A 14,504-nucleotide genomic window follows, 5' to 3' on the forward strand; every position below is an offset into this window, starting at 1 on the left:
CGCTCGGTGCAGGTGGGTGGTATCCCGACGGCCGGTAGGCTTGGGTCTCGTGTCAGAACCTCTCGAGATCAGCGAATCGGCCGTCGCCGACGCGGTGGACGCGGCCCTCGCCGCCGTCCGTGCCACGACGACGGTCGCCGAACTGAAGCAGGCCAGGGCCGAGCACACCGGTGAGCAGTCACCGTTGGCGCGGATGAACGCATCGATGCGCAGTGTGCCGCCGGAGCAGAAGGCCGCGGCGGGCAAGCTCGTCGGGCAGGCCCGTGGGCGGGTGAACGCGGCGATCGCCGAGCAGGAATCCGTCCTCGCGGTGGCCGAGGAACACGCACGGCTCGAAGCTGAGCGCGTCGACGTCACCGCGTTGCCGGTCCACCGCGCCACCGGCTCCCGCCACCCGCTCTCGCTGCTGAACGAAGCCGTCGCCGACATCTTCGTCGGCATGGGGTGGGAAGTGGCAGAAGGCCCCGAGCTCGAGCACGAGTGGTTCAACTTCGACGCCCTGAACTTCGACCAGGACCACCCGGCCCGGGCCATGGCGGACACGATCTTCGTCGAGCCCGTCGACCGGCACCTGGTCATGCGCACCCACACCTCGCCGGTGCAGGTGCGGTCGCTGCTGTCGCGTGACCTCCCGCTGTACGTCATCGCGCCGGGTCGCGTCTACCGTGCCGACGAGCTCGACGCCACGCACCTGCCGGTCTTCACCCAGGTCGAGGGCATCGCGATCGACAAGGGCCTGACGATGGCGCACCTGCGCGGCACGCTCGAGCACTTCGCCCGGCAGATGTTCGGCGCCGAGGCGCAGATCCGGCTCCGCCCGAACTACTTCCCGTTCACCGAGCCCAGCGCCGAGATGGACGTCTGGCAGCCGAACGCCAAGGGTGGCGCGCGGTGGGTCGAGTGGGGTGGCTGCGGCATGGTGAACCCCAACGTCCTGCGTGCCGCCGGCATCGACCCGGACGAGTACCAGGGCTTCGCGTTCGGCATGGGCATCGAGCGGACTCTGCAGTTCCGCAACGGCCTGAACGACATGCGTGACTTCCTCGAGGGCGACATCCGCTTCTCGCAGCAGTTCGGAACGGTGGTCTGATGCGCGTCCCACTCCGTTGGCTCGGTGAGTCCGTCGACCTCCCCGAGGACGTCACGCTCGAGCACGTCCACGCGGCGCTCGTGTCGGTCGGCTTCGAGGAAGAGGACGTCCACACCTTCGACCTGACCGGCCCCATCGTGGTCGGTCGGGTCCTCGAGCGCGTCCCCGAGCCGCAGAAGAACGGCAAGACCATCAACTGGTGCCAGGTGGACGTCGGCGAAGCCGAGCCTCGCGGCATCGTCTGCGGCGCGCACAACTTCGACGTCGGCGACCTCGTCGTCGTCACGCTGCCCGGCGCAGTCCTGCCGGGGCCGTTCCCGATCGCCGCCCGCAAGACCTACGGGCACGTGTCCGACGGCATGATCGCCTCGGCCCGCGAGCTCGGGCTGGGCGACGAGCACGACGGCATCCTGCGCTTCGCCGACCTCGGCATGGACCCCACCGTCGGTGCCGACGCCATCGCGCTCCTCGGCCTCGATGACGCCGCGGTCGAGATCAACGTCACGCCCGACCGTGGGTACGTCCTCAGCATGCGCGGGGTCGCCCGTGAGTACGCGCACGCCACCGGAGCCAGCTTCCACGACCCCGTCGACCGCGTCGCGCCGCGTGCGGCCGAGGGGTTCCGGGTCACGATCGACGACCAGGCTCCGGTGCGGGGTCGGGTCGGAGCGTCGACGTTCGTCACCCGCGTCGTCCGCGGGATCGACCCGGCCGCCAAGACACCGTCCTGGATGGTGTCGCGCCTCTCGCTGGCGGGGGTGCGCTCGATCTCCCTGCCCGTCGACATCACGAACTACGTCATGTTCGAGCTCGGCCAGCCGCTGCACGGCTACGACCTGCAGACCATCGCGGGCGGCCTCGGCGTGCGCCGGGCGACCGCTGGCGAGACGCTCGAGACCCTCGACGGCACGGTCCGGAAGCTCGACCCCGAAGACCTCGTCATCACCGACGACGACGGTCCCGTCGGCCTCGCCGGCGTCATGGGCGGAGCCCGCACCGAGATCTCGGCGAGCACCACCGACGTCCTGATCGAGGCCGCCGGGTTCGACCAGGTCTCCATCGCCCGCACCGCTCGTCGCCACAAGCTCCCCAGCGAGGCATCCCGTCGCTTCGAGCGCGGGGTCGACCCGCAGGTGGCCGAGGCCGCGGCGAACCGTGCCGTCGAGCTCCTCGTCGAGCTCGCCGGCGGCACCGCTGACGCCCTCGGGTCCACGCTCGTCGACACCGAGCCGCGGGCGACCGTGACGATGCGGCTCTCGCGTCCGTCCGAGCTCGTCGGCGTCGACTACACCGACGCCGAGGTCATCGACACGCTCCGTGCGATCGGCGCCACGGTCGAGGCCGACGGTGAGCAGCTCGCGGTCACTCCGCCCACCTGGCGTCCCGACCTGACCGACGACACCACCCTCGTCGAAGAGGTCGCGCGCATCGTCGGCTACGACCGGATCCCAAGCGTGCTGCCGGTCGCGCCGCCCGGCCGGGGCCTGACCCGGCACCAGCAGGCTCGTCGTCGGGTCGCCTCGGCGCTGGCCGCGGCGGGCCTGACCGAGGTCGTCACGGCACCGTTCGTGTCGGCGGCCACGCAGGACGCCTACCCGGGGATCGACCCGCAGGGCGGACCGAGCGTCGTGCTCGCGAACGCCCTGGACAGCGAGCAGAACCTCCTGCGCCGCAGCGGCGTTCCGGCCCTGGTCGACGCCGCCCGTCGCAACGTGTCGCGCGGGCTCGTGGACGTCGCGCTCTACGAGACGTCCCGGGTGTTCCTGCCGGTGACGGGCGTGACGCTCGGCACCGACGAGGTCCCGGCGGGCGCCGCCCGGCCCGACCGTGCGACGCTCGAGGCGCTGGACGCCTCGCTGCCCGCCCAGCCCTTCCACGTCGCCGCACTGCTCACCGGCCACCGGGTCGTCAAGCAGCCCGGCACCACGGCAGAGCCGTTCGGCATCGCCGACGCGATCGATGCGGCCCGCCAGGTCGCCTGGGCCGTCGGTGTCGAACTGACCGTCGCGCAGACGACCCACCCGTCCCTCCACCCGGGCCGGGCCGCGTCGCTGCTCGTCGACGGCACGGTCGTGGGCGTCGCCGGTGAGCTCCTGCCCGAACTGGCCGAGGCCGCCGTCCTGCCCCGGGTGGTGGCGGTCGTCGAGCTCGACCTCGACGCGCTGGTCGCCGCGGCCCCGGAACTCGTCGCGGTCGCGCCGATCGTCTCCTACCCGGCGGCCACGCAGGACCTCTCGCTCGTCGTCGATGCCAGCGTGCCGGCCGGTGACGTGCTGGATGCGGTGCGCTCTGGCGCCGGAGACCTGTTGGAGTATGCTCGGCTCGTGGATGACTACCGGGGCTCCGGCGTGGACGAGGGACAGAAGTCCCTGACGTTCGCGCTGCGCTTCCGTGCCACGGACCGCACGCTGACCGCTGCCGAGGCCACCGAGGCCCGTGACGGCGCTGTCCGACGTGCCGGCGAGCGATTCGGGGCGACCCTGCGCGACTGACCCACACGGGATCAGCACCGCCCGGGGTCGCCGCCTCCGACTCTCTCGACGACCAGTCCGACCAAAGGTGGAATCCCATGTCCGTATCCGTCGCCGTGGCGGGAGCCTCCGGCTACGCGGGTGGTGAGCTCCTGCGTGTGCTCTCCGCCCACCCCGAGTTCGAGGTCAGGACGGTGACGGCGTTCTCGAACGCCGGACAGCCCCTGATCGCGACGCAGCCGCACCTCCGTTCACTGTCGCACCTGACGCTGGCGGAGACGACGGCCGAGACGCTGCGCGGGCACGACGTGGTGTTCCTGGCGCTGCCGCACGGGCAGTCGGGATCGATCACCGCGGAACTCGGCGACGACGCGCTCGTCATCGACTGCGGCGCGGACCACCGGCTGACGGACCCGGCGGCGTGGGAGCGGTTCTACGGCGGTGACTACTTCGGCGCGTGGACGTACGGTCTGCCCGAGCTCCTGCTCGCGGCGCCCACCCCGGGTTCGGCCGATGAATGGCGCGAGGTCGACGACATCGCGTCGCAGGGCAAGCAGCGTTCCGCCCTGGTCGGCACGAAGCGCATCGCGGTCCCCGGCTGCAACGTCACCGCGGTGACGCTCGGCATCCAGCCGGGCATCCAGGCCGGTCTCGTCGAGTCCGACGACCTCGTCGCGGTGCTCAGCGTCGGCCCGAGCGGTGCCGGCAAGAAGCTCAGCACCACCTACCTGGCCTCCGAGATCATGGGGTCCGCCAGCGCCTACGCCGTCGGTGGCTCGCACCGGCACGTCCCCGAGATCCAGCAGAACCTGCAGGTCGCGGGGGCCGCCGACGTGACGATCTCGTTCACGCCGGTCCTGGTCCCGATGTCGCGGGGGATCCTGGCGACCACCACCGCGAAGCTCTCGCCCGGCGTCAGCGCACGCGACGTCCGGCTCGCCTGGGAGCAGGCGTACGCCGACGAGCCCTTCGTCCACCTGCTGCCCGAGGGGGAGTTCCCCCGGGTCGCGGACACGATCGGTGCGAACACCGCGCTCGTCGGCATCGCCGTCGACGAGTCCGCAGGCCGCGTCGTCGCGGTGACCGCGCTCGACAACCTCGCCAAGGGCACGGCCGGCGCCGCCGTCCAGTCGGCGAACATCGCCCTCGGTCTCCCCGAGACCACGGGCCTCAGCGTGGACGGAGTCGCACCGTGACCGACGCAGGCACGACCACCCAGACCGAGCCGGGCCTCCAGGGCGTCACCGCGGCAGCGGGCTTCCGCGCCGCCGGTGTCACCGCAGGCCTCAAGACGAGCGGCAAGCCGGACGTGGCCCTCGTCGTCAACGACGGCCCCGACGCGGCCGTGGCCGCCGTCTTCACCAGCAACCGAGCCCAGGCGCACCCCGTCATCTGGTCCCGCCAGGTCGTCGGGGACGGCGTCGCGCGTGCCGTCGTCCTGAACTCCGGCGGCGCGAACTGCTTCACCGGCCCGTTCGGCTTCCAGACCACGCACCTGACGGCCGAAGCCGTGGGCGACGCCCTCGGGATCGGGGCCGGCGACGTCGTGGTCTGCTCCACCGGGCTGATCGGTGTGGGCGACCAGACCTTCCGCGACAACGTGCTCCGTGGCGTCGACCTGGCGAGCACTGCACTCAGCAGCGACGGCGGTCCCGATGCGGCGACCGCGATCATGACGACGGACACGAAGGCCAAGCAGTCCGTCGTGACCGAGGACGGCTGGACCGTCGGCGGCATGGCCAAGGGTGCCGGGATGCTCGCCCCGGGCCTCGCGACGATGCTCGTCGTCATCACGACCGACGCCGTGCAGACGCCGGACCAGCTCGACCAGGCGCTCCGTGCCGCCACCCGCATCACGTTCGACCGGGTCGACTCCGACGGCTGCATGTCCACGAACGACACCGTCGTGCTGCTGTCGTCGGGTGCGAGCGGCGTGACGCCCGAGGTCGGTGACTTCCAGGAGGCCCTGACCGCGGTCTGCGCCGATCTGGCCCGCCAGCTGCAGCAGGACGCCGAGGGTGCGAGCCACGACATCGCGATCGAGGTCGTGCACGCCGCGACGGAGGACGACGCCGTGACCGTCGGTCGGAGCGTCGCCCGGAACAACCTGTTCAAGGCGGCCGTCTTCGGCAACGACCCGAACTGGGGCCGGGTGCTCGCGGCGATCGGCACCACCGATGCCGAGTTCGACCCGTACGCGGTGGACGTCAGCATGAACGGCGTCCGGGTCTGCCACGCGGGCGCACCCGATGAGCCGAGCGACACCGTCGACCTGACCCCGCGTGACACCCACGTGCGCATCGACCTCGGTGTCGGCACGCACTCGGCCACGATCCTGACCAACGACCTCACGCACGACTACGTGCACGAGAACAGCGCGTACTCCAGCTGATGGCGGCGGACACGAACGGGGCCGGCACGCCCCTCACGAAGGAAGAAGAACACGAGTTCGCCGCGGTCAAGGCCGCGACGCTCATCGAGTCGCTGCCCTGGCTGAAGCGCTTCTCGGGCAAGGTCGTCGTGGTCAAGTTCGGCGGCAACGCCATGGTGAACGAGGACCTGAAGCGCGCCTTCGCCGAGGACATGGTCTACCTGCGCTACGCCGGTCTGCACCCCGTCGTCGTGCACGGCGGCGGCCCGCAGATCTCCGCGGCCCTCAAGGAACAGGGCATCGAGTCCGAGTTCCGCGGCGGCTACCGCGTCACGACGACCGAGGCGATCACGGTCGTCCGCGACGTCCTGGCAGGCGAGGTCAACCGCGAGATCGTCGACTTGATGAACGAACACGGTGAGGGCCTGGCCGTCGGCGTGTTCGGCGACGGCGGCTCGCTGTTCACCGGCGAGAAGAAGGGCGTCGTCGTCGACGGGCAGGAGTACGACCTCGGCCACGTCGGGGACATCACCCACGTCGACCCGTCCGGTGTGCTCGCCGCGATCGAGGCCGGCCGGATCCCGGTGGTCTCGAGCATCGCGATCGACGACGCGCACCCCGACCAGGCACTCAACGTGAACGCGGACGCTGCGGCGGGTGCCCTGGCGATCGCGCTCCGCGCCTCGAAGCTCATGATGCTCACCGACGTCCCCGGGCTGTACCGCAACTGGCCCGACCGGGACTCGATCGTCGACCTCATCGCGGTCGACGAGCTCCGCGAACTCTTGCCGAGCCTCGAGTCGGGGATGATCCCCAAGATGACCGCGTGCCTCGACGCCGTGGTCGGCGGGGTCGGCGGTGCGACGATCATCGACGGCCGGATCCCGCACTCGATCCTGCTCGAGGTCTTCACCCTGCGGGGTGCGGGCACCGAGGTGATCCCGGACCCGAGCCGACGAACCGAGAACCAGATGACCCACGCCGAGATCGGCCGTCGCGTGGCGTCGCCGTCGATCGACAGCAGTACCGGCCAGCACGTGGCGGGTACGGACGAGAAGGGACACCAGCAGTGAGCACCGAGACGCAGACCGAGACCTGGAACGACCGGTTCGGGGCGTCGCTCATGCGATCCCTGACCCCGCCCAAGATCATGCTCGAGCGTGGCCAGGGCTGCCGCGTGTGGGACGTCGACGGCAACCAGTACCTCGACTTCCTCGCCGGCATCGCGGTGAACTCGCTCGGCCACGCGCATCCCGCCCTGGTGGAGGCGATCGCCGACCAGGCCGCGAAGCTCGTGCACGTGTCGAACTACTTCGCCACCCCGCCGCAGCTCGAACTCGCCGAGCGGCTGAAGCGCATCACCGGTGCGGGCGACGCTGGCCGTGTCTACTTCGGCAACTCCGGCGCCGAGGCGAACGAGGCCGCGTTCAAGCTGGCCCGCCTCAACAAGGGTGCGGACGGCACGAAGACCCGGATCCTCGCGCTCAAGCAGGGCTTCCACGGGCGCACGATGGGTGCCCTCGCGCTCACCGGCAAGCCTGCGCTGCAGCAGGACTTCCTGCCGATGATCCCGGGCGTCGAGCACATCGACACCTCGATCGAGGCGCTCGAAGCGTCGATCGACGACTCCGTCGCAGCCCTGATCCTCGAACCCATCAAGGGCGAGGCCGGCGTGGTCGACCTGCCCGAGGGCTTCCTGCTGGCGGCACGCCGACTGACCGCGGAGCACGGCGCACTGCTGATCCTCGACGAGATCCAGACGGGTGTCGGCCGGACCGGCAACTGGTTCGCGTTCCAGGGCCACGGGGTGACGCCGGACGCCATCACCGTCGCGAAGGGCATCGCCGGCGGCTTCCCCATCGGCGCCCTGGTCACGTTCGGGTGGGCGTCCGACCTGTTCTCGGCCGGCCAGCACGGGTCGACCTTCGGCGGCAACCCGCTCGGCACCCGCGTCGCCAACGCGGTGCTCGAGGAGATCGAGCGTGCGGAACTCGTCGCTGGCGCAGTGGTCAAGGGCGAGCGGATCCGTGACGGCATCCGCGCCATCGGTTCCCCGCTGGTGGAAGAGGTCCGTGGCACCGGCCTGCTCATCGGCGTCGGTCTGACCGGTCCGATCGGTCCGGCCGTCAACGCAGCCGCCCTCGAGCGCGGCCTCATCATCAACGCACCCAACGAGTCGAGCCTGCGCATCGCGCCGCCGCTCATCGTGTCCGACGCCGAGATCGACGAGTTCCTGTCGATCCTCGCCCAGAGCCTCGCGGCCGTCGCCGCAGCGCAGGAGCCCACCGCATGACCCGCCACTTCCTCCGCGACGACGACCTGAGCCAGGCCGAGCAGTCCGCGATCCTCGACATCGCCGACCGCATGAAGGCCGACCGCTGGGCGGAGAAGCCGCTGGCCGGTCCGCAGAGCGTCGCGGTGATCTTCGACAAGTCGTCGACCCGCACCCGGGTGTCCTTCCACGTCGGCATCTCCGACCTCGGCGGCAGCCCGCTGATCATCTCGACGGCGAACAGCCAGCTCGGCGGCAAGGAGACCCCGTCGGACACCGCCCGCGTGCTCGAGCGCATGGTCTCGGCGATCGTGTGGCGCACCTACGGTCAGGCCGGGCTCGAGGAGATGGCCGCCGGCACGACGGTCCCCGTCGTCAACGCGCTGTCCGACGACTTCCACCCCTGCCAGCTCCTCGCCGACCTGCTCACCATCCGTGAGCACCGCGGCGCCCTCGCCGGGCAGACCGTGGCGTTCATCGGCGACGGTGCGAGCAACATGGCGCAGTCGTACCTGCTCGCCGGGGCGACGGCGGGCATGCACGTCCGCGTCGCCGCCCCCGCCGAGTTCTCCCCGTCGGCGCAGGTCGTCACCGACGCCGAGGAACGCGCCGCCGTGACGGGCGGCTCCGTCCTCGTGGTGACCGACCCGGTTGCCGCGGTCGCTGGTGCCGACGTGGTCGTCACCGACACCTGGGTGTCGATGGGCAAGGAGTCCGAGAAGCAGTCGCGCCTCGACACCTTCGCGGGGTACCGCGTCGACGACGCGCTCATGGCGCACGCCGCCGACGACGCCGTCTTCATGCACTGCCTGCCGGCCGACCGTGGGTTCGAAGTGACCGCCGACGTCATCGACGGCCCCCGCAGCATCATCTGGGACGAGGCGGAGAACCGTCTGCACGCCCAGAAGGCGCTGCTGGCCTGGCTGCTCGCCAACGACTAGCCGACGGATCGGACACCAGTGGCTGACCGCGTCGTCCTCGCGTACTCCGGCGGTCTCGACACCTCCGTCGGGATCGGCTGGCTGCGCGACGCCACCGGCAAGGACGTCGTCGCACTCGTGGTCGACGTCGGCCAGGGCGGCGAGGACCTCGAGGCGGTCCGGCAGCGTGCGCTCGACTGCGGCGCCGTCGAGTCACTCGTCGTCGACGCCAAGGACGAGTTCGCCGACGAGTACATCGTGCCGGCGCTCCGGGCCAACGCGCTCTACCAGAAGCGGTACCCGCTCGTCTCGGCACTGAGCCGCCCACTCATCGCGAAGCACCTCGCGCTGACGGCGAAGCAACTCGGTGCCGACAGCGTCGCGCACGGCTCCACCGGCAAGGGCAACGACCAGGTCCGCTTCGAGGCAGCCGTCGCGGCGATCGCCCCGGACCTGCGGACCGTCGCACCGGTGCGGGACCTCGCCCTCACCCGCGACCGCGCCATCGCCTACGCGCAGGAGCACCGGCTGCCGATCCAGCACTCGGAACGGGAGCCGTGGTCGGTCGACCAGAACGTGTGGGGCCGAGCGGTCGAGACCGGGCTCCTCGAGGACCCGTGGACCGCCCCCGCCGCCGACCTCTACGCGACCACGCAGGACCCGGCGCTCCCGCAGCAGCCCGACGAGGTCACGATCACCTTCGACCGCGGTGTCCCGGTCGCCCTCGACGGGCAGCGGTTCAGCGTGCTGCGCATGGTGCAGGAGCTCAACGCGGTCGCCGGCAAGCACGGCGTCGGGCGGATCGACGTCGTCGAGGACCGGGTGGTCGGCATCAAGTCGCGCGAGGTCTACGAAGCGCCGGCCGCGATCGCGCTCATCGCCGCGCACGAGGAGCTCGAGAGCCTCACCCTCGAGCGCGACGTCGCCCGGTTCAAACGCGGCGTCGAGTCCGAGTGGGCCGACCTGGTCTACGACGGCCTGTGGTTCGGCGGACTCAAGCGCAGCCTCGACGCCTTCGTCGAGCACACCCAGCAGCACGTGTCCGGCGACGTCCGGTTGCGGCTGCAGGGCGGGCGTGCCACCGTGACGGGCCGTCGGTCGGAGCAGAGCCTCTACGACTTCGACCTGGCGACGTCCGACACCGGCGACGCGTTCGACCAGTCCGTGTCCAGGGGGTTCATCGAGCTCTGGTCACTGCCCAGCAAGATCTCCGCCCGCCGCGACGCGGCGAACTGACCAACAGCCGCACCACAGACGAAACGACGCAGGACGACATGACCGACGAGAAGACCGACGCCACCAACACCGGTGCCCTCTGGGGCGGCCGCTTCGCCGACGGCCCGAGTGCGGCCCTCGCCGCGCTCTCGAAGTCGACGCACTTCGACTGGCAGCTCGCGCCGTACGACATCGCGGGGTCCCGAGCCCACGCCCGAGCGCTGCACACCGCGGGCTACTTGACCGCCGACGAGCTCGAACGCATGCTCGCCGGCCTCGACCGGCTCGAAGCGGCGCACGCCGACGGCACGCTGCAGCCCGACGACTCCGACGAGGACGTCCACGGCGCCCTCGAACGCCTGCTCATCGCCGACCTCGGTCCCGAGCTCGGCGGCAAGCTCCGTGCCGGTCGGAGCCGCAACGACCAGATCGCCACCCTCGGTCGCATGCACATGCTCGACCACGGGCGGCGCATCGGCCGGCTCGTGATCGACCTCGTCGACGCGATCACCCAGCAGGCGACCGAGCACCCGGCCGCGATCATGCCGGGCCGCACGCACCTGCAGCACGCGCAGCCCGTGCTCCTGGCCCACCACCTGCTCGCGCACGCCTGGCCGCTCGTCCGCGACCTCGAGCGCCTCCGCGACTGGGCCGGCCGCGCGAGCGTCAGCCCGTACGGTGCCGGTGCGCTGGCAGGGAGTTCGCTCGGCCTCGACCCCGCCGCGATCGCCGCGGAGCTCGGCTTCGACCGCCCGGCGGACAACTCGATCGACGCCACGGCCGCCCGCGACGTCGTCGCCGAGTTCGCGTTCGTCCTCGCGCAGATCGGCATCGACGTCTCGCGTCTGTCGGAAGAGGTCATCCTCTGGAACACGAAGGAGTTCGGCTTCGTCCGGCTCCACGACGCCTTCTCGACCGGCTCGAGCATCATGCCGCAGAAGAAGAACCCGGACATCGCCGAGCTCGCCCGGGGCAAGTCCGGGCGACTGATCGGCAACCTGACCGGGCTCCTCGCGACCCTCAAGGGGCTGCCGCTGGCCTACAACCGCGACCTGCAGGAGGACAAGGAGCCGGTCTTCGACTCCGTCGCCACGCTCGAGGTCCTGCTGCCCGCGTTCACCGGCATGATCGCGACCCTGACCTTCGACACCGACCGGATGGCCGAGCTCGCGCCGCAGGGGTTCTCGCTCGCGACGGACGTCGCCGAGTGGCTGGTCCGCCAGGGCGTCCCGTTCCGGGATGCGCACGAGGTCTCCGGCGCGCTCGTCCGGTACTGCGAGGAGCGCGGCATCGAGCTCGACGAGCCGACCGACGACGAGTACCGGTCGGTGTCCGAGCACCTCACGCCCGACGTCCGTTCCGTCCTGACCATCGAGGGCAGCGTCGCATCGCGCTCCGGCGTCGGGGGCACCGCACCCGACCGGGTCGCCGAGCAGCTCGCGTCCGTCACCCGCCGCGTCCGCGACCTGGCCGAGGGTGCACCCTTCTCGCGATGACCGAGGGGATCGCCGCGCTGCTCGCCGAGCCCGCCCCGATCGCCGCGCCGGCCCTGCTCGGTGCGACGATCGCGGGGCGCGGCGTGGCGCTCCGCATCACCGAGGTCGAGGCCTACTCCGGCCCCACCGACCCCGGCTCACACGGACACCGGGGGATGACGGAGCGCAACCGCCACCTCTTCGGTCCGCCCGGCACGCTGTACGCCTACCGCTCGTACGGCATCCACACCTGCGTCAACGTCGTGAGCGGGCCGGCCGGCTCCTCGTCGGGCTCGCTGCTGCGCGGTGCGCAGGTCGTCGAGGGACTCGACGTCGCGCGAGCGCGTCGCGGGTCGAAGGTCGCGGACGTCGCCCTGGCACGCGGGCCCGGCAACCTCGGTGGTGCGCTCGGAGCGGTCCTCGGGCAGGACGACGGCACGTCGCTCCTCGACGGGTCCGGCCCGTTCGTGCTCACCCTGGCACCCGGCCTGGAGGCCCGGCTCGCCTCCGCCGGACCGGCCCACGTGATCGACGAGCTCCTGTCCGAGACCCTGGCCGGTCCGCCCGCGGGCGCTGCGGTCCCGCGGATCTCCCGCGGGCCGCGCACCGGCGTCGGCGGCATCGCCGGCGGGGCGCGGTACCCCTGGCGCTTCTGGCTGACGGGTGACCCCACGGTCTCGACGTACCGGCGGCACAAGGGCGCCCTCGACTCGTGAACCCGGCCACGGGCCTCCCGGCCGCCGCGCCTGCCGGACGTCCGTCGCCGCTACGATGGCGGGGTGTCCAGTGATACCGCTCAAGACGTCCTGACGCGCCAGCAGAACGACCCCGCCTTCGACTCGGTGTGGGACGAACTGCAGTGGCGCGGTCTGGTGCAGGTCTCGACCGACGAGACCGCGCTGCAAGAGGCCCTCGACGGTGAGCCGATCACGTACTACTGCGGGTTCGACCCGACCGCGCCGTCACTGCACTGCGGCAACCTCCTGCAGCTCCTGACCATGCGACGGCTGCAGCTCGCCGGGCACAAGCCGCTCGCGTTGGTGGGTGGTTCGACCGGTCTCATCGGCGATCCGCGTCCCACGGCCGAGCGCACGCTGAACACGCCGGAGACCGTGGCGGAGTGGGTGTCCCGGCTGCAGACCCAGGTGTCCCGGTTCCTCAGTCCGGACGGCGACAACGGCGTCCGGCTGGTGAACAACCTCGACTGGACCGCCCCGTTGTCCGCGATCGACTTCCTGCGCGACGTCGGCAAGTACTTCCGCGTCAACTCGATGCTCAAGAAGGACGCGGTGGCCGCGCGCCTGAACTCCGATGCGGGGATCAGCTACACCGAGTTCAGCTACCAGATCCTGCAGGGGCTCGACTACCGCGAACTCTTCCGGCAGTACGGGTGCACGCTGCAGACCGGTGGCTCGGACCAGTGGGGCAACCTGACCTCGGGCACGGAGCTCGTCCGTCGTGCCGAAGGTGCCACGGTGCACGCCCTCGGGACCCCGCTCATCACGAACTCCGACGGTACGAAGTTCGGCAAGAGCGAGGGCAACGCGATCTGGCTCGACGCCGAGATGACCTCGCCCTACGCCATGTACCAGTTCTGGCTCAACACGACGGACGCCGACGTGATCGCCCGACTGCGGCAGTTCACGTTCCTGACGCGCGCCGAGATCGAACGACTCGAGCAGGCCGTCGCCGACGAGCCCTTCCGACGAGAGGCCCAGCGGACCCTGGCCTTCGAGGTCACTTCGATCGTGCACGGAGTGGCGGCGACCCAGGCGGCGATCGATGCCGCGGCCGCGCTGTTCGGCAACGGTGACCTCGGTGCGCTCGACCCGGAGACCCTGCGGTCGGCGATCGCCGCGCTGCCGGGGTCGGTGACGCTCGACTCCGGAGCGGACGTCGCACGGGCACTCGTGGAGACCGGACTCGTGAAGTCCCTCGGCGAGGCCCGCCGCGCGATCGACCAGGGCGGCGTCTCCGTGAACAACGTCCGGGCCGAAGACCCGGCCGCCCCGCTGTCCGACCTCGCCCTGCCCGGGGGAGTGCTCGTCCTCCGTCGTGGCAAGAAGACCCTCGCCGGAGTGACGCTCGCCTGATCCCGGTTGCTCCACCGTCTGTGATGCCCGGTTCCCCTGTGGAACCGGGCATCACTGCGTCCGGGCGACGTGTGTTGCACAACGCGACACGCCCGGGATGGGGGCTGGCTTGGCGCACTCGCTCAGGGCTGCGTATAGTTCTTACTCGTCACCCCAAAGGTGCGGCGGAGCGGCTGGAGCGAAAGCCCAGAGCACGTCGGCCCTCAAGCGGGACCATCCTCCACTGAAGTTCAGATCGGGCCTTGCGCCGGATCGCTTCGACGCCTAGGATGACAAGCCCACCGGTTCTCTCCCCTCGGGATGAGCCACTGGACCTCCGGGTCCGACGAACAACCGGTGGCAAGCCAAGAACACAAGCCTTGTGGCTGAAGCTCGAACTCGAGCCGAGGAGCAAGTGCGTCTGGTCCTTGAGAACTCAACAGCGTGCACATTGTCAATGCCAATTTATTGATTGACCTCGTGCCTGGTCGGCTTGCTGACTGGGTCATGAAGCAATTCCTTTTGGATTGAAGATTGTCAGTAGACAGTCAACAGTCAGAATCAACTCGGTCTGATGCCTTCGGGTGTTGGGTCTGTATTTTTTTACGGAGAGTTTGA

General features: G+C 70.8%; 11 protein-coding genes. All 11 read left to right on the forward strand.

Going from position 1 to position 14,504, the window contains the following annotated elements:
• Window positions 1-49 precede the first annotated feature (49 nt).
• A complete protein-coding gene (gene pheS / locus DEJ02_RS06605; RefSeq protein WP_071405145.1) occupies window positions 50-1,090 on the forward strand; it encodes a phenylalanine--tRNA ligase subunit alpha in 1,041 nt (346 codons plus the stop codon).
• Window positions 1,090-3,582, forward strand: a complete 2,493-nt coding sequence (gene pheT, locus DEJ02_RS06610; protein WP_111032406.1) for a phenylalanine--tRNA ligase subunit beta — start codon at window positions 1,090-1,092, stop codon at window positions 3,580-3,582. Before pheS ends, pheT begins: the two co-directional genes overlap by 1 nt.
• A gap of 77 nt (window positions 3,583-3,659) precedes the next feature.
• Window positions 3,660-4,757, forward strand: a complete 1,098-nt coding sequence (locus DEJ02_RS06615) for an N-acetyl-gamma-glutamyl-phosphate reductase (protein ID WP_111032407.1) — start codon at window positions 3,660-3,662, stop codon at window positions 4,755-4,757.
• Window positions 4,754-5,953: a bifunctional glutamate N-acetyltransferase/amino-acid acetyltransferase ArgJ gene (argJ, locus tag DEJ02_RS06620; RefSeq protein ID WP_111032408.1), complete on the forward strand. Its 1,200-nt coding sequence runs from the start codon at window positions 4,754-4,756 to the stop codon at window positions 5,951-5,953. The genes DEJ02_RS06615 and argJ overlap by 4 nt, the downstream gene beginning before the upstream one ends.
• Window positions 5,953-7,005, forward strand: coding sequence for an acetylglutamate kinase (argB, locus tag DEJ02_RS06625; RefSeq protein WP_110865442.1), 1,053 nt, complete (start codon window positions 5,953-5,955; stop codon window positions 7,003-7,005). The genes argJ and argB overlap by 1 nt, the downstream gene beginning before the upstream one ends.
• Window positions 7,002-8,225, forward strand: a complete 1,224-nt coding sequence (locus DEJ02_RS06630; protein WP_111032409.1) for an acetylornithine transaminase — start codon at window positions 7,002-7,004, stop codon at window positions 8,223-8,225. Before argB ends, DEJ02_RS06630 begins: the two co-directional genes overlap by 4 nt.
• Window positions 8,222-9,145 carry an ornithine carbamoyltransferase gene (gene argF, locus DEJ02_RS06635; protein ID WP_071405139.1) on the forward strand — a complete coding sequence of 308 codons (924 nt, stop codon included), beginning with the start codon at window positions 8,222-8,224 and terminating at the stop codon, window positions 9,143-9,145. Before DEJ02_RS06630 ends, argF begins: the two co-directional genes overlap by 4 nt.
• A gap of 18 nt (window positions 9,146-9,163) precedes the next feature.
• Window positions 9,164-10,360, forward strand: coding sequence for an argininosuccinate synthase (locus tag DEJ02_RS06640; protein ID WP_111032410.1), 1,197 nt, complete (start codon window positions 9,164-9,166; stop codon window positions 10,358-10,360).
• A 38-nt stretch (window positions 10,361-10,398) separates the two neighbouring features.
• Window positions 10,399-11,835 carry an argininosuccinate lyase gene (argH, locus tag DEJ02_RS06645; RefSeq protein WP_017887965.1) on the forward strand — a complete coding sequence of 479 codons (1,437 nt, stop codon included), beginning with the start codon at window positions 10,399-10,401 and terminating at the stop codon, window positions 11,833-11,835.
• A complete protein-coding gene (locus DEJ02_RS06650) occupies window positions 11,832-12,530 on the forward strand; it encodes a DNA-3-methyladenine glycosylase (RefSeq protein WP_111032411.1) in 699 nt (232 codons plus the stop codon). Before argH ends, DEJ02_RS06650 begins: the two co-directional genes overlap by 4 nt.
• 63 nt (window positions 12,531-12,593) lie before the next feature.
• Complete coding sequence (tyrS, locus tag DEJ02_RS06655) at window positions 12,594-13,907, forward strand: tyrosine--tRNA ligase (protein ID WP_111032412.1); 1,314 nt, start codon at window positions 12,594-12,596, stop codon at window positions 13,905-13,907.
• The last annotated feature ends 597 nt before the right edge of the window (window positions 13,908-14,504 follow it).

The sequence above is a fragment of the Curtobacterium sp. MCLR17_042 genome, from assembly GCF_003234695.1.
Lineage (GTDB): Bacteria > Actinomycetota > Actinomycetes > Actinomycetales > Microbacteriaceae > Curtobacterium > Curtobacterium flaccumfaciens.